The sequence below is a fragment of the Pseudomonas mandelii genome, from assembly GCF_024138395.1.
In the GTDB taxonomy this organism is placed as follows: domain Bacteria; phylum Pseudomonadota; class Gammaproteobacteria; order Pseudomonadales; family Pseudomonadaceae; genus Aquipseudomonas; species Aquipseudomonas mandelii_E.
The window spans coordinates 1-15,605 of the sequence record NZ_JAMYDU010000017.1 but is presented as its reverse complement, the minus strand read 5'-3'; the positions used below and the strand labels follow the sequence as shown (position 1 = coordinate 15,605).

Genomic DNA, 15,605 nt, shown 5'->3' with positions numbered 1-15,605 from the left:
GAATGAGACCTTCCCCGTGTCGATCGTCAGCAAACTCCTGGATCAAGTCATCAAGGCACACGCCCGTTGGCGTTGGCGCGCCTGAATCTTTTCTGCCGGCCTGGCCGGACCTGTACCGCTTTGCCTTCTTTACCTGTATGAAATGCCGCTTTGCTGGCGCCACTCCAGCACCTGACAAAGCGCAGCGCACTGCGGGTAAATCATTCGAAGGCCGTATTAAAAGTCAGTGAATTCACGAGGTTCTTAACGCCATGTTGCTGATGATCGATAACTACGACTCTTTTACTTACAACGTTGTGCAATACCTTGGCGAGCTGGGCTCCGAGGTCAAAGTCGTGCGCAACGATGAACTCACCATTGCCGAAATCGAAGCCCTCAACCCTGAGCGCATTGTCGTGTCCCCCGGTCCTTGCACCCCGACCGAGGCCGGTATTTCCATCGAAGCGATCAAGCACTTCGCCGGCAAGTTGCCGATTCTTGGTGTTTGTCTGGGTCACCAGTCCATCGGCCAGGCTTTTGGTGGCGATGTGGTCCGTGCCCGTCAAGTCATGCACGGTAAGACTAGCCCGGTATTCCACGAGGACAAGGGCGTGTTCGAAGGCCTGAATCGCCCGCTGACGGTCACCCGCTACCACTCGCTGATCGTCAAGCGCGAAACCCTGCCCGATTGCCTGGAGCTGACCGCCTGGACCCAGCTCGAAGACGGCTCGGTCGACGAGATCATGGGCCTGCGCCACAAGACACTGAACATCGAAGGTGTGCAATTTCATCCTGAGTCTATCCTCACCGACCAGGGCCACGAGCTGTTCGCCAATTTCCTCAAACAAACCGGCGGCACGCGCTAAGGACTTTCCATGGATATCAAGACAGCCCTGAGCCGTATCGTCGGCCATCTCGACCTCAGTACCGATGAGATGCGCGATGTCATGCGCGAAATCATGACCGGGCAATGCACGGATGCGCAGATCGGCGCGTTCATGATGGCTATGCGCATGAAGAGCGAAAGCATCGATGAGATCGTCGGCGCCGTGACGGCGATGCGCGAGTTGGCGGACAAGGTTGAACTCAACACCCTCGACGGCGTGGTCGATGTGGTCGGCACCGGCGGCGACGGTGCGAACATTTTCAACGTCTCCACCGCTTCCTCGTTCGTGGTCGCTGCGGCCGGTTGCACCGTGGCCAAGCACGGTAACCGTGCGGTGTCGGGCAAAAGCGGCAGCGCTGATCTGCTTGAGGCGGCGGGTATCTACCTGAACCTGACGCCGGTTCAGGTGGCGCGTTGCATCGACAACGTTGGCATAGGTTTCATGTTTGCCCAAACTCATCACCGCGCCATGAAGCACGCCGCCGGCCCACGCCGGGAGCTGGGCTTGCGCACCTTGTTCAACATGCTCGGCCCGCTTACGAATCCGGCCGGTGTGAAACATCAGGTGGTGGGTGTGTTCAGTCAGGCGTTGTGCCGGCCATTGGCCGAAGTTTTGCAACGTCTGGGCAGTAAACACGTGCTAGTGGTGCACTCTAAAGATGGCCTGGACGAGTTCAGTCTGGCGGCACCGACCTTTGTGGCGGAATTGAAGAATGACCAGATCACCGAGTATGGGGTCGAACCCGAAGACTTGGGGATGAAGAGCCAGAGCCTGCACGGTCTGGCGGTGGAAAGCCCGGCGGCCTCCCTTGAGCTGATTCGCGATGCCTTGGGCAAGCGCAAGACCGAGAACGGTCAGAAAGCCGCCGAGATGATTGTGCTTAATGCCGGTGCCGCGCTGTACGCCGCCGACCATGCCAGCAGTTTGAAAGAGGGCGTTGCCCTGGCGCACGATGCGCTGCACACAGGCCTCGCTCGGGAGAAACTTGAGGAGTTGGGTGCATTTACCGCGGTATTCAAAGTGGAGAATGAGGGATGAGTATACCGACGGTTCTGGAAAATATTCTGGCCCGCAAAGTTCAGGAAGTCGCCGAGCGTAGCGCTCGTGTGAGTCTCGCGGAGCTGGAAAATCTGGCCAAGGCGGCCGATGCACCCCGTGGTTTTGCCAAGGCATTGATCGATCAGGCCAAGACAAAACAGCCGGCGGTCATTGCTGAAATCAAGAAGGCTTCGCCAAGCAAAGGCGTGATTCGCGAGAACTTCGTGCCTGCGGACATTGCCAGGAGTTACGAAAAGGGCGGGGCCACTTGCCTGTCGGTGCTCACCGACATCGATTACTTCCAGGGCGCCGACGCGTATCTGCAGCAGGCCCGGGCGGCGTGCAAGTTGCCGGTGATCCGCAAGGACTTCATGATCGATCCGTATCAGATCGTTGAGTCCCGCGCTCTGGGTGCTGATTGCGTGCTATTGATCGTCTCCGCTCTGGACGACGTCAAAATGGCCGAGTTGGCAGCCGTGGCCAAAAGCGTCGGTCTCGATGTGCTGGTGGAAGTCCATGACGGCGATGAACTCGAGCGGGCCTTGAAGACCCTCGACACGCCGTTGGTGGGCGTGAACAACCGCAACCTGCACACCTTCGAGGTCAATCTGGAAACCACCCTCGATCTGTTGCCGCGTATTCCGCGCGATCGTCTGGTGATTACTGAAAGTGGCATTCTCAATCGGGCCGATGTCGAACTGATGGAAATCAGCGACGTGTATGCGTTCCTGGTCGGCGAAGCGTTCATGCGCGCCGAAAGCCCGGGTAGCGAATTGCAGCGCCTGTTCTTTCCCGAGCGGGGCATTCCAGTGAGCGGTACTACGCTCGACTGATTACATCCTCACGGGTAACCCGCTCACCCTGTGGGAGCGGGCTTGCCCTAATGCCTGTCAGTTAAGGCGGAATCTGTAGGAGCGAGGCTTGCCCGCGAAGAATGCACCGCGGTTTTTCAGGTATTACGCGTCATCGTTCTTCGCGGGCAAGCCTCGCTCCTACAGAAATTTCGCTTAACTGACCGGCATTGGGGCTTGCCCGCGATGGCGGCATGAGCAACACCTCAAACTGCCCGTCTTACGGAAATCCATATGTCTCCAGTGACGTCTCTGACTATCGAAGCCGGCCTGCAAGCCGAACAGGACCTGTTGGCCTCGGTTTGTGCCGATGAGTCGGAGTTCGGTCTGCTGTTCTGGCAACCCACTGACCGCGCATTGGTCATGCCCCGTCGCTTGAATCGTCTGCCACAGTTCGAGGCTGCGTGCGAAGTCTCCGCTGCCGCCGGCTGGCCGGTATTGCTGCGTGAAACCGGCGGTGAGCCGGTACCGCAATCGGCCTCGACCATCAACATCGCACTGGTTTATGCGCCACCGCGCAGTGAAGGCGATCTGAACCGCATCGAAACCGGCTACCGGCGTTTGTGCGATCCGATCTGTCAGTTACTGGATGAGCTGGGCGGTACTTCGTCGTTGGGCGAAATCGAGGGCGCGTTCTGCGACGGTCGTTTCAACGTCAATCTCGATGGTCGAAAGATGGTCGGCACCGCTCAGCGTTGGCGCCAGAGCAAGGGCGGTCAGCGTCCGGTCGGCCTGGTACACGGGGCGATGTTGATCGACAACGAGCGAGAGTCGATGGTCGCGGCGGTCAATCGCTTCAATGAAGCCAGTGGCCTGGAACAGCGGGTTCGCGCTGAAAGCCACATCGCCCTGCATGAGAAGTTTGCCGCTCCTGATGCACTGGAACGGCTCGATGCGCTGTACCGACAGTTGCTGGCGGAAATGCTCGGAGCTTAGTTCTCGGAGCTTAAGTTCTCGGAGCTTGAGTTCAGGCGCTTTGGTTTTCGAGCTTAACGCGTACCGAAGACCACCATGGTCTTGCCTTTGACGTCGACCAGGTTGCGCTCTTCCAGATCCTTGAGCACGCGGCCAACCATCTCACGCGAACAACCGACAATCCGGCCGATTTCCTGACGGGTCACCTTGATCTGCATACCGTCCGGGTGAGTCATGGCGTCTGGCTGCTTGCACAGTTCCAGCAGGCAGCGTGCAACGCGACCGGTCACGTCGAAGAACGCCAGGTCGCCAACCTTGCGCGTGGTATTGCGCAGACGCTGTGCGATTTGTCCGCTGAGCACGTAAAGAATGTCTGGATCTTGCTGGGACAGCTCGCGGAATTTCGCGTAGCTGATTTCCGCGACTTCGCATTCGACCTTGGCGCGCACCCAAGCGCTGCGTTCCTGTTCCAGGCCGGCTTGCTCAAACAGACCCAGCTCGCCGAAAAAGTCCCCGGAGTTGAGGTAGGCAATGATCATTTCACGGCCGTCGTCATCCTCAATCAGGATGGTCACCGAACCTTTGATGATGAAAAACAGCGTGTCCGAGCGGTCGCCGGCACAGATGATGTTGCTCTTGGCGGCATAGCGACGGCGCTGACAGTGCATCAACAGTTTGTCGAGGTTCTTGATTTTGGGTGTGGGGGTAATAGCAACCATGGTTGTATCCCGAAAAGACTGCACGGTGTGTTTGTTTTTTGTAGGCGCTGGCGAGGCCTGCGATCCCTTTTATTCGCTGCAAAAGCTGGCTATGCGCCATTGAATTGGCGCCAGCTTAACAGACACATTCCTTCAAGATTCGAGAATTTGCCTACGCCGCAGATGGTTATGTCCTAGGAAGGCGAAGCGCTGTCAATCAAGGGCCCTGTGCTAAGCTGGCGACCCTTTTTTAGACAGTGGAGTCTTGGCGATGAAGGCACGCATCCAATGGGCTGGCGAAGCCATGTTCCTCGGTGAATCTGGCAGCGGTCATGTCGTGGTCATGGATGGTCCGCCCGATGCGGGCGGTCGTAACCTGGGTGTCCGGCCGATGGAAATGCTCCTGCTGGGTGTTGGCGGCTGCAGCAATTTCGATGTGGTCAGCATCCTCAAGAAGTCCCGTCAGGCCGTCGAAAGCTGCGAAGCCTTCCTCGAAGCCGAGCGTGCGACCGAAGATCCGAAGGTTTTCACCAAGATCCACATGCACTTCGTGGTCAAGGGCCGTGGGCTGAAAGAAGCCCAGGTCAAGCGCGCCATCGAGCTGTCGGCCGAGAAGTATTGCTCGGCCTCGATCATGCTCGGCGCGGCTGGCGTGGCGATTACCCACGACTACGAAATCATCGAACTCGGTTGAATCGACATTAAAAAGGCGACTACCTTGCGGTAGTCGCCTTTTTTATTTGTTGGAATACAGAACCCCTGTGGGAGCGTGGCTTGCCCGCGAAGAGGCCCTGTCAAACAACGCAACCGTCAAATGCGATAGGTACTCTTGGTCATCACCTTGGCCAACAAACTCATCCCGAATTTCACCGGCGCCGGAAAACGAAAACCACCGGCATCCAGCGCACTTTCAGCATGATGCTCTTCATCGATGCGCATCTGCTCCAGGATCGCCCGGGATTTTTCGTCCTCGGCTGGCAGTTGCTCGAGGTGTTCGTTCAGGTGTTTGCAGACCTGATGCTCGGTGGCGGCAACGAAACCCAGGCTGACTTTGTCGCTGATCAACCCGGCGACCGCGCCAATCCCGAACGACATGCCGTAGAACAGCGGATTGAGAATGCTGGTGTGGCTGCCCAGCTGATGAATGCGCTGTTCGCACCACACCAAGTGATCAATTTCTTCTTCGGCGGCGTGCTCCATGGCGGCGCGCACTTTCGGCAGCTTGGCGGTCAGGGCCTGACCTTGATACAGCGCCTGGGCGCAGACTTCGCCGGTATGGTTGATGCGCATCAAACCGGCGACGTGTCGGGTGTCCTCGTCGCTCATTTGCGCATCCGGCTGCACGATGGCCGGCGACGGACGGTAGGGCTGACCACTGAAAGGCAACAAAGTCCGCATCGCGGCATCGGCTTGCAGCAGAAGACGGTCAATCGGCGAGTAGTGACGTTGGGTAGTCATGCTGACCTCCGGGAAGAATCTCGGCGGCCAGTTTAACCCAATCGGCCGGGGGAGGGTTTGCGTTGGGTCATGGCTGGTAATGGATTCATCTGACCCGGGTAAAAACGATCTGTAGGAGCGAGGCTTGCCCGCGAAGGCGTCCTCATGTGCGCTAAAAGCTTCGCGGGCAAGTCGGATCGCCGCACCGCTCGCTCCTACAAGGGGCTGGCGTGGAATCAGCCCGGCGGCCAGTGCATCTGGCGCTGACCGAGCACGTGCATATGAATGTGATAGACGGTCTGCCCGCCCAATTCATTGCAGTTCATGACCACCCGGAAACCTTCTTCACAGCCCAATTCCAGAGCCAGACGCTGGGCCGTGAACAATATATGCCCGGCCAAAGCCTTATCATCCTCGGTTAGGTCATTAAGCGTGCGCACCGGTTTCTTCGGGACTACCAGAAAGTGTACGGGGGCCTGTGGCGCGATATCGTGGAAGGCCAGTACCTGGTCGTCCTCGTAAATAATCTTCGCCGGGATTTCCCGGTTGATGATCTTGGTGAACAGAGTATCCACAGCTGTTTTCTCCGTTGTTTGGGCTGGCCTGAGTGTAACCATGGGTTAAGTCAGAGCCCAGTCTTTTGCCTTGAGGATTTGATCAGCGCGGACAATAGGCCTTGTTGACCATGCCCGCGATTGTCCGGGTCAGCCAACGTGAGCCGAGCCGCGGCAGGAACGCGAACCAGCGGTTCAGGCGGCCGGGAATAATAATGGCGCGATTTTTCTCCAGGGCGCGCACGGTATAGAGCGCGACTTCTTCCGGACTCATCAGCAGTTTGCTCTCGACCAGTTTGTCGGTGTCCAGTTGCGCGGTGCGGAAAAACGCCGTGCGTGTCGGGCCGGGGCAGAGTACCGACACCTTGACCGCGCATTTCTTCAGTTCGACGCGCAAACCTTCGGAAAAATGCAGTACGTAAGCCTTGCTCGCGTAGTACGTGCTCATCCATGGACCGGGATGGAATGCCGCCATCGAGGCGACGTTCAGAATCTGCCCGCCGCCCTGCAAGGCCATGCTGTTGCCGATGGCATGGCACAAGCGAGTGAGGGCCAGGATGTTCACTTCGATCAAGTCCTGCTCGGTCATCCAGTCCTGGGCCAGGAACGGGCCGCAGGTACCGATGCCGGCACAGTTGACCAGCAAATCTATCTGCCGGTCGCCTTCCTCCAGCTCCAGCAAAAATCCGGACAGCCTCAGCGGCTCGCCCAGATCACAGGCACGAAACAGCACCTCCACACCAAAACGTTGAGTCAGTTCAATCGCAATGCTTTCCAGCTGATCACGCTGTCGGGCCACCAGAATCAGGCTGCGGCCGCGCCGGGCCAGCGCTTCGGCCATCGCCAGGCCGATGCCGCTGGAAGCGCCAGTGATCAGAGCGTAACGGGTCATGCAGTTCTCCATCGCAACAGCTCCGCGCCGACGACGCAGGTGTCAAGGGCGGGGAGCGCTGTTCATTCTTTCGCAGAGTCTACAGAAGGCTCGGCTGCTTCGGCTGCATCATCGGCTGAATTTGCCGCTTGTTCCGCCGCATCGGCCGGCGCCACTTCAACTTCGTCGGTGATCATCGCGCTGCTTTGATAGGTGCTTTCGGTGGCGCTTTCGTACTCATCCTGGATCGCGGTGAGGCCTCCAGTCAGCCCGCCGACGAACATGATCGCGATAAACACCAGCCACAGCGAAGCCAGTACCCTGACCGCGTTGCTGTTGGGCGGTGGTGGTGCGCCATATCGGTTGGCTGTGTTGTTACCCGGCACGATCATTATTACAAACGGAAAAACGCTGCCAACGACCGGTACAAGGTTCAGCAGCCAGAGCCAGCCGGACCAGCCGATATCGTGCAGGCGCTGCACACTGAACTGGATGCTGATGAAGGCGAGCACCACGACCAGGATAAAGGCCAGCAGGCCCGCGAGGATCAAGCCAGCAGTCGAGTCCGTGCTGATGAGCGCGAAGCCGAAAACAGCCAGCACAGAGCCAACACCAAGCGTCACCAGCGTCAGCGCCATCGTCCAGGCCAGAAAGCGCAAGCGACCGATACGGCCAACGAAACTGAATGGCTTGAGTGCAGAAAACTCCGGCAATGCTTCGCCGACAGAGGCTCGGGGTGGTGCATAGGGAGAATCGGGATCTGCCGTGACAGGCTGGTTGTTGGCAGGGGCGTGCTCGTGAACGTCGGACAGGTTCAGCTCAATCGAGGTTTCTGTTTCGATTCGGGCATCGATGCCGGTTTTCGTCAGCGCTTGAAGGTAAGTCTGCGCATCGGCGTGTGACAGGTCCCGTTTGAGCGCAACCTGCCGGCCACTGAACAGGCGTTCGATGGCCGCGACATCGCTTTTGAACAGCTCGGCGAGGTTGAGCTTCGCGGTGGTGGCGTCAACACCTGGCTGCAGAGCGCCATCGAAGACGATCTTGAAACGGTTTTCGCTCATGGCCGAGGCATCCTTGTCGCGAGAGTTTGTAATAGACGGTGTTGCAGCTATGGAGTGTAAGGCCCGCCTGTCAGCGCGGCCAGCGCTTGGGCAGCGCCGCCGCCAGTTCCAGCGCCTTGCGGTACTCGGCATCGAGACGGGCGACCAATTGATCGACACTTGGCAGGTCCTCGATTTCTCCGACGCCCTGGCCTGCGGACCACACGGTTTTCCAGGCTTTGGCTTCATCGCTCAACGGCTTGAGCTTGGAGCCGAAATTCACCTCGCCCTTGCCTTGCAGGGCTGCCATGTCGAACCCGGCGGCCTCCAGGCTCCGACGCATGAAGCTCGCCGGTACTCCCGACACCGCTGGAGTATGGACGATGTCTGCGGCTCTGGAAGTCAGGAGCATCTCCTTATACGCGTCAGGCGCATGACTTTCAGTGGTACCGATAAATCGCGTACCGAAGTAGGCCAAATCCGCACCGAGCAACTGCGCGGCAAGAATCTCATGACCATGGTTCAGGCAGCCGGCCAGCAGCAGGGTCTTGTCGAAAAACTGGCGAATCTCGGCGATCAGCGAAAACGGGCTCCAGGTCCCGGCGTGTCCCCCGGCGCCCGCAGCCACGGCGATCAAACCGTCCACACCCGCTTCGGCGGCTTTTTCCGCGTGGCGACGGGTCGTCACGTCGTGGAACACCAAGCCGCCATAGCCATGCACGGCATCGACCAGTTGCTTCACGGCACCGAGGCTGGTGATCACGATCGGTACTTTGTGCTCGATGCAGATCGCCAAGTCCGCCTGCAATCGCGGGTTGCTGTTGTGGACGATCAGGTTCACCGCGTAAGGCGCGGGATTTTCCAGTATCGACAGTCCTGCTTCGATCTCTTCCAGCCAGGCCTTGAAACCGCTGCTCTCACGCTGGTTCAGCGCAGGAAAGCTGCCCACCACGCCATTACGGCAACAGGCGAGCACCAGCTCGGGGTTGGAAATCAGGAACATCGGCGCCGCCACCACGGGCAGACGCAAGCGTTGTTCGAGCAAAGTGGGCAGCGACATTGGAAGTACCCCGGGTAAATTGCACTTGTTGGATTAAAACGGCCGAACGACGACCAGAATTACAATAGCCAGCAATATCAGAACCGGCACTTCATTGAACCAGCGATAAAAGACATGGCTGCGGGTGTTTTCGCCACGGGCAAAACGTTTTACCTGTGCGCCGCACATGTGGTGATAGCCGATCAGGATCACCACCAGAGTCAATTTGGCATGCATCCATGCGCCCTGGGTGAAGTAGGCACTTGGGTTGAGGCTGATCAGCCAGATGCCGAATGCCAGAGTGGCGATCATCGCCGGGCCCATGATGCCCCGGTATAGCTTGCGCTCCATGATGCTGAAGCGTTCCTTGCTGACGGTGTCTTCGCTTTGGGCGTGATAGACGAACAGGCGCGGCAGGTAAAACAGGCCGGCAAACCAGCAGACCAAGCTGACGATATGAAGCGCTTTGAGCCATAGATAAAGCATTTTCAGGTATTCCCAGGTTCACGGTAGCGGGAATAGTAGAGGCTTGAGCCGCCGCACGTCACCTTGACGGTTGTCGCAGGGCCCCGCGGCCCCTATTATCGACGGCTTTCCAGTGGGTTCGTTGAGGGCAGGTTTATGGTCAAGGTCGGTATCGTCGGCGGCACGGGTTACACCGGTGTCGAACTGCTGCGTCTGTTGGCACAGCATCCGCAAGCTGAAGTGGTAGTGATCACTTCCCGATCCGAGGCCGGCCTGGCCGTGGCCGATATGTACCCGAACCTGCGAGGCCATTACGACGGCTTGGCTTTCAGCGTTCCGGACATCAAGACCCTCGGGGCCTGCGATGTGGTGTTCTTCGCCACGCCGCACGGTGTCGCCCATGCGCTGGCCGGTGAACTGTTGGCGGCCGGGACTAAGGTCATCGACCTGTCGGCAGATTTCCGTCTGCAAGACGCCGAGGAGTGGGCCAAATGGTACGGTCAGCCGCACGGCGCGCCAGAACTGCTGGAGGAGGCGGTCTACGGCTTGCCCGAAGTCAATCGTGAGCAAATCAAACAGGCGCGCCTGATTGCTGTGCCGGGTTGCTACCCGACTGCCACGCAATTGGGATTCCTGCCATTGCTTGAAGCCGGTCTGGCCGATACCACGCGTTTGATTGCAGACTGCAAATCCGGCGTCAGCGGCGCCGGTCGTGGCGCTTCTGTAGGCTCGCTGTACTCCGAGACGTCGGAAAGCATGAAGGCATACGCCGTCAAAGGGCACCGTCACTTGCCGGAAATCCGCCAAGGCCTGCGTCGTGCTGCGGGCAAGGACGTGGGGTTGACCTTCGTTCCGCACCTGACGCCAATGATTCGCGGCATTCACTCGACGCTCTACGCGACCGTCGTGGATCGCTCGGTGGATCTGCAAGCGTTGTTTGAAAAGCGCTATGCCAACGAACCGTTCGTCGATGTGATGCCTGCCGGCAGCCATCCGGAAACTCGCAGCGTGCGCGGTGCCAACGTTTGCCGTATCGCGGTGCATCGTCCGCAGGATGGTGACTTGGTGGTGGTATTGTCGGTGATCGACAATCTGGTCAAAGGCGCGTCGGGTCAGGCGGTGCAGAACCTGAATATCCTGTTCGGTCTGGATGAGCGTCTGGGCTTGTCCCATGCGGGCATGCTGCCGTAAAGCTTTATCCCGCTCAGCAAAAAGGCCCGTCGAACGGGCCTTTTTGCATTTTGGTCTGGCGATTGGGTTGATTGATATACCGTAACAATAGTTGACCGATTTTCTGGGAGAAGCGGATAATGCGCGTCATCACGCATTATGGCGGCGTAACGCCGGGAGATAGTCAGCATGAGCGTCGAATCCTTCACCCCCACGGCTTTGCAATTCACCCACGGTGCCGCGCACAAGGTGAAGAGCCTGGTCGATGAAGAGGGGAATGATCGCTTGAAGCTGCGCGTATTCGTTACGGGCGGCGGTTGTTCAGGGTTTCAGTACGGCTTCACCTTCGATGAAGAAGTGGCCGATGACGACACCATCGTCGAGCGCGAAGGCGTCAGCCTGGTGGTGGATCCGATGAGCTTCCAGTACCTGGCAGGTGCCGAAGTGGATTACCAGGAAGGTCTGGAAGGTTCGCGTTTCGTGATCAAGAACCCGAACGCTACCACCACGTGTGGCTGCGGCTCTTCGTTCTCGATCTGATCGCACCCTCATCGCATTACCAGGCGCCGCAGAATCTCAGGACTCTGCGGCGTTTTGCTGTCTGGGGTTCAGGTTCAGGCGGGGTAGATGGCGCCAAGTACGCGTAAGCCGCGGGCACCGGTGACGCTCGGGCGGTTGGCCGCGATGCCTTCCAGGCAGCAATGGGCCAGCCAGGCAAAGGCCATGGCTTCGACCCAGTCCGGATCTACACCGTACGCAGCGGTACTGCTGACTTTCGCATTCGGCAACAGACTGGCCAAGCGCTTCATCAGCGTGGCGTTGTGCGCGCCGCCACCACAAACCAGCAGCTCCCGGGTATCCGATTGGGCGCTTTGCAATGACTCGACGATGGTCAGCGCAGTCAGCTCAAGCAGCGTGGCCTGTACGTCTTCGGCAGCGAAGGTCGGTAGCTGCGACAGATGCTGCATCAGCCATGGCAGATTGAACACTTCGCGGCCGGTGCTCTTCGGGCCTTGGGTCACAAAGAATGGATCACTGAGCAACTCGTTCAATAGAACCGGTTCAACCTTGCCGCTGGCGGCCCATTGGCCGTCACGATCAAAGTTGTCGCCGCGCTGCTGGTGAATCCAGGCATCCAGCAGGACGTTGCCGGGGCCGCAGTCAAACCCTGCAACAGGCTTGCCGGGTTCGATCAGGCTGAGGTTGCTGAACCCGCCGACGTTCAATACCGCGCGGTTGCCCGGCCGTTCTTCAAACAGGGCTTCGTGAAAGGCTGGAACCAGTGGCGCGCCTTGTCCGCCAGCGGCTACATCGCGGCTGCGGAAATCGCTGACCACGGTGATGCCGGTCAGCTCGGTGAGCAAGGCCGGGTTGCCGATTTGTACCGTGAACCCGCGCGCCGGCTCGTGGCGAATGGTCTGGCCGTGGCTGCCAATCGCGCGAATGTCGGCGGGTTTCAGATTTTGTTGGTCGAGGAGGGTGTGAATGCCCTGTGCGGCCAGTTTCACCCAGTTCTGCTGGGCGATGGCGGAACGGGCAATCTCATCGGGGCCGCTGGCGCACAAGCCAAGCAGCTCGGCGCGCAGGGAATCAGGCATAGGGATGTAAAGGGTGGCGATCAGCTTGATCGCCGGGGTTTGCTCGATCAACGCAATGTCCAGGCCATCAAGACTGGTCCCGGACATCACACCTATATAGAGCGCCATGGCTTAGCGTTTACTCGAAGCCAGCTGGGTGGTTTTCTCTTGATCCATGCGCGCCATCAGCGGTTGGCTTTGCGCGAGGAAACGTGAGCGTTCAGCTTTGGAGATCGGATCGGCCATCGCTACTTTCTGGCCCAGCGGATCGACGTGTACGCCATTGACCTGGAACTCGTAGTGCAAGTGCGGGCCGGTAGAGAGACCGGTGGTACCGATGTAGCCGATCACCTGGCCTTGCTTGACGCTGCCGCCAGTCTTGACGCCTTTGGCAAAGCCCTGCATATGGCCGTACAGCGTGCGGTAGGTATTGCCGTGCTGGATGATCACGGTGTTGCCGTAACCGCCGCGGCGACCCGCCAACAATACTTTGCCGTCACCGGCAGCCTTGATCGGCGTACCGCGTGGTGCCGCGTAATCGACACCCTTGTGGGCGCGGATCTTGTTCAGGATGGGGTGCTTGCGGCCCATGGAAAATTTCGAGCTGATGCGGGCGAAATCTACCGGGGTACGGATAAACGCCTTGCGCATGCTATTGCCGTCAGCCGTGTAGTAGCTGCTATTGCCTTGTTTGTTGGTGTAGCGCACCGCGGTGTAAGTCTTGCCGCGGTTGGTGAAGCGCGCGGAGAGGATTGGGCCGTTGCCGACGGCTTTGCCGTTGACGACCTTCTGTTCATAGATCACATCGAACTCGTCACCCTGGCGAATATCCTGGGCGAAGTCGACGTCATAGCCAAACACACTGGCCATATCCATGGTCAGGCTGTGGGACAAACCGGCTCGGGCGGCAGATTGCGACAGCGAGCTGTTGATCACGCCATGAACGTAGGCGGAGCGTACGGTGGGCTTGGCGGTAATGCGATTAAACGTATAACCCTTGTCATTCTTGGTCAGGCTGATGCTTTCCATGTCGCTGACTTTGCTGTGCAAATTGGTCAGTTGGCCATCCGGGCCTAGTTCGAACTCAAGCTTCTGGCCATGTTTGAGTTGGCTGAACTGCTTGGCTTGCTTGTCGCTCGCCAGTATTTCATGCACCGAAGTGGCCGGAAGGCCGACTTTCTCGAACAAAGTCGAGAGCGTGTCGCCTTTGCTGACAATCACTTCTTTATGGCCTGGCGCCTTCTTCTCTTCGACGACTGGCGCGGGAACAGGGGCGGGGGCAGCCTGGGCGGTTTCCTGGGTGTCTTCGGCGCTGTTTTCGATCTGCGCGAAGGGGGAGGCTGCCGGCTCATTTGTGGCTTGGACGACGTCGGCGGCGTCTTGATCTTGTGTCAGTTGTTCTGCAGGGCTTTCCAGTTCAAGACTCAGGGTCGTCTTTTTGGCTTCAACATCACTGGAAGGGAACACCAGAAGCGCCAGGCTGAGAAGGGCGGCGATGCCACTTGCTGCGAGCAGGTGGGTCTTCGGGTAAAGCGGCGGCGCTTTAGACGGTTTTGTGGTCATAGGTAATTTTGACTTTGAAAAGATGAATTGGAAAAGATGAATGACATGATGAAGACGAAATAACTGTATAAAATATAACCAAATCATCTCTGAAGCAAGTCTGCGAACACTCTGTCCGTGGATTGGCGTCCGTGCGCCGGGCAAAACTTGTATTTGGTGCGCGATCTTGTATGGTTGTCCCCCTTTGAATCTGAGCCTTGCGGGTCTGTTATGAAGTCGGTTGAAGAGCAGCTAGCGCTGATCAAACGTGGTGCAGAAGAACTGTTGGTCGAGTCCGAGCTAATCGAGAAACTCAAGCGTGGCCAGCCGCTGCGTATTAAGGCAGGCTTCGATCCGACCGCGCCGGATCTGCACCTGGGTCACACCGTGCTTATTAATAAGCTGCGCCAGTTCCAGGATCTGGGGCATCAGGTTATCTTCCTTGTCGGTGACTTCACCGGGATGATCGGTGATCCGAGCGGCAAGAGCGCCACGCGTCCTCCGCTCACCCGTGAGCAGGTTCTCGAGAATGCCGAGACCTACAAGACTCAGGTCTTCAAGATTCTTGATCCGGCCAAGACCGAAGTGGCGTTCAACTCCACCTGGATGGATCAGATGGGGCCGGCCGACTTCATTCGCCTGACTTCGCAATACACCGTGGCTCGCATGCTTGAGCGCGACGATTTCGACAAACGCTACACAACCAATCAGCCAATCGCTATTCACGAGTTCCTCTATCCGCTGGTTCAGGGTTATGACTCGGTCGCGTTGCGCGCGGATGTCGAGCTGGGTGGCACCGATCAGAAGTTCAACCTGCTGATGGGGCGCGAACTGCAACGTGGTTATGGTCAGGAGGCTCAATGCATTCTGACCATGCCGCTGCTCGAAGGGCTGGATGGCGTGAAGAAGATGTCCAAGTCGCTGGGCAACTACGTCGGTATCCAGGAAGCGCCGGGTGTCATGTACGGCAAGTTGGTCTCTATCCCGGATGCGCTGATGTGGCGTTACTTCGAGTTGCTCAGTTTCCGCTCCATGGAAGAGATCAATGCTTTGCGGGCTGACGTCGAGGCGGGTGCGAATCCGCGTGACATCAAGATCAAGCTGGCCGAAGAGATCGTTGCGCGTTTCCATGGTGAAGAGGCTGCGGCCAATGCTCACCGTGCGGCGGGTAACCGTATGAAAGACGGTGAGCTGCCGGATGATCTGCCGGAGATCGAATTGACTGCCGCCGAGGATATGCCGATCGCTGCCGTCCTTAATAAAGCAGGGTTGGTGAAGAACTCTGCCGTGGCGCGCGATCTTCTGGGCTCTGGTGGTGTGCGTATAGATGGGGAGGTTGTCGATCGCACCTTTATATACGTACTGGGCGCGACCCATGTTTGCCAGGCCGGGAAGAAGGCATTTGCGCGTATTACGCTCAAATCCGAATAAAGCTGAAATCAGGGGTTGACGGCAGATTCTGGAGGCCTATAATTCGCCCCACTTCCGGCGCAGTCGAAACGGAAAACTCCTTGGTAAACAAAGAGTTACGCAGTTTTCGAC

At 58.4% G+C, this 15,605-nt stretch carries 17 protein-coding genes; 8 read left to right on the top strand and 9 right to left on the bottom strand.

Going from position 1 to position 15,605, the window contains the following annotated elements:
• The first annotated feature begins 251 nt into the window (after window positions 1-251).
• From NHU87_RS21045 to NHU87_RS21030, 4 genes are all read left to right on the top strand, one after another.
• Complete coding sequence (locus NHU87_RS21045) at window positions 252-845, top strand: aminodeoxychorismate/anthranilate synthase component II (RefSeq protein WP_253552211.1); 594 nt, start codon at window positions 252-254, stop codon at window positions 843-845.
• 9 nt (window positions 846-854) lie between these two features.
• Window positions 855-1,904 (top strand): anthranilate phosphoribosyltransferase, encoded by a 1,050-nt coding sequence (gene trpD / locus NHU87_RS21040; RefSeq protein WP_253552210.1) that lies wholly within the window; start codon window positions 855-857, stop codon window positions 1,902-1,904.
• On the top strand, window positions 1,901-2,737 hold the full coding sequence (trpC, locus tag NHU87_RS21035) for an indole-3-glycerol phosphate synthase TrpC (protein WP_253552209.1): 837 nt from the start codon (window positions 1,901-1,903) through the stop codon (window positions 2,735-2,737). The genes trpD and trpC overlap by 4 nt, the downstream gene beginning before the upstream one ends.
• Before the next feature lie 252 nt (window positions 2,738-2,989).
• Window positions 2,990-3,691, top strand: coding sequence for a lipoate--protein ligase family protein (locus NHU87_RS21030; RefSeq protein ID WP_253552207.1), 702 nt, complete (start codon window positions 2,990-2,992; stop codon window positions 3,689-3,691).
• Between the two features lie 53 nt (window positions 3,692-3,744).
• On the opposite strand, the gene crp is transcribed toward NHU87_RS21030, so the two are convergent.
• A complete protein-coding gene (gene crp, locus NHU87_RS21025; protein WP_007941656.1) occupies window positions 3,745-4,389 on the bottom strand; it encodes a cAMP-activated global transcriptional regulator CRP in 645 nt (214 codons plus the stop codon).
• A gap of 250 nt (window positions 4,390-4,639) precedes the next feature.
• Here crp and NHU87_RS21020 point away from each other — a divergent pair, with 250 nt between their 5' ends.
• Complete coding sequence (locus NHU87_RS21020; RefSeq protein WP_007941657.1) at window positions 4,640-5,062, top strand: OsmC family protein; 423 nt, start codon at window positions 4,640-4,642, stop codon at window positions 5,060-5,062.
• A gap of 116 nt (window positions 5,063-5,178) precedes the next feature.
• On the opposite strand, the gene coq7 is transcribed toward NHU87_RS21020, so the two are convergent.
• From coq7 to hemJ, 6 genes are all read right to left on the bottom strand, one after another.
• A complete protein-coding gene (gene coq7, locus NHU87_RS21015; protein WP_008008345.1) occupies window positions 5,179-5,826 on the bottom strand; it encodes a 2-polyprenyl-3-methyl-6-methoxy-1,4-benzoquinone monooxygenase in 648 nt (215 codons plus the stop codon).
• 215 nt (window positions 5,827-6,041) lie between these two features.
• A complete protein-coding gene (locus tag NHU87_RS21010; protein ID WP_007906873.1) occupies window positions 6,042-6,380 on the bottom strand; it encodes a histidine triad nucleotide-binding protein in 339 nt (112 codons plus the stop codon).
• Window positions 6,381-6,462: 82 nt separating this feature from the next.
• Window positions 6,463-7,251, bottom strand: coding sequence for an SDR family NAD(P)-dependent oxidoreductase (locus NHU87_RS21005; protein ID WP_052967183.1), 789 nt, complete (start codon window positions 7,249-7,251; stop codon window positions 6,463-6,465).
• A 62-nt stretch (window positions 7,252-7,313) separates the two neighbouring features.
• Window positions 7,314-8,291: a DUF805 domain-containing protein gene (locus tag NHU87_RS21000; protein WP_253552306.1), complete on the bottom strand. Its 978-nt coding sequence runs from the start codon at window positions 8,289-8,291 to the stop codon at window positions 7,314-7,316.
• Window positions 8,292-8,361: 70 nt separating this feature from the next.
• Entirely contained in the window at window positions 8,362-9,330 is a 969-nt protein-coding gene (locus NHU87_RS20995; protein WP_253552205.1) for an NAD(P)H-dependent flavin oxidoreductase, read from the bottom strand.
• A gap of 33 nt (window positions 9,331-9,363) precedes the next feature.
• Window positions 9,364-9,795, bottom strand: a complete 432-nt coding sequence (gene hemJ / locus NHU87_RS20990; protein ID WP_253552204.1) for a protoporphyrinogen oxidase HemJ — start codon at window positions 9,793-9,795, stop codon at window positions 9,364-9,366.
• A gap of 135 nt (window positions 9,796-9,930) precedes the next feature.
• Between hemJ and argC the strand changes: the two genes are divergently transcribed.
• Together argC and erpA are read left to right on the top strand one after the other, a co-directional pair.
• The gene (argC, locus tag NHU87_RS20985; protein WP_253552203.1) at window positions 9,931-10,965 is read left to right on the top strand and encodes an N-acetyl-gamma-glutamyl-phosphate reductase; all 1,035 of its coding nucleotides are present in this window, start codon (window positions 9,931-9,933) and stop codon (window positions 10,963-10,965) included.
• A 168-nt stretch (window positions 10,966-11,133) separates the two neighbouring features.
• Window positions 11,134-11,484 (top strand): iron-sulfur cluster insertion protein ErpA, encoded by a 351-nt coding sequence (gene erpA / locus NHU87_RS20980; protein ID WP_007906865.1) that lies wholly within the window; start codon window positions 11,134-11,136, stop codon window positions 11,482-11,484.
• Window positions 11,485-11,558: 74 nt separating this feature from the next.
• Here erpA and NHU87_RS20975 read toward each other — a convergent pair whose 3' ends face one another.
• Together NHU87_RS20975 and NHU87_RS20970 are read right to left on the bottom strand one after the other, a co-directional pair.
• Window positions 11,559-12,650: an anhydro-N-acetylmuramic acid kinase gene (locus NHU87_RS20975; RefSeq protein ID WP_253552202.1), complete on the bottom strand. Its 1,092-nt coding sequence runs from the start codon at window positions 12,648-12,650 to the stop codon at window positions 11,559-11,561.
• Window positions 12,651-12,653: 3 nt separating this feature from the next.
• The gene (locus NHU87_RS20970; protein WP_253552201.1) at window positions 12,654-14,084 is read right to left on the bottom strand and encodes a peptidoglycan DD-metalloendopeptidase family protein; all 1,431 of its coding nucleotides are present in this window, start codon (window positions 14,082-14,084) and stop codon (window positions 12,654-12,656) included.
• A gap of 210 nt (window positions 14,085-14,294) precedes the next feature.
• On the opposite strand from NHU87_RS20970, the gene tyrS reads away from it, so the two are divergent.
• Entirely contained in the window at window positions 14,295-15,494 is a 1,200-nt protein-coding gene (gene tyrS, locus NHU87_RS20965) for a tyrosine--tRNA ligase (RefSeq protein WP_253552200.1), read from the top strand.
• The last annotated feature ends 111 nt before the right edge of the window (window positions 15,495-15,605 follow it).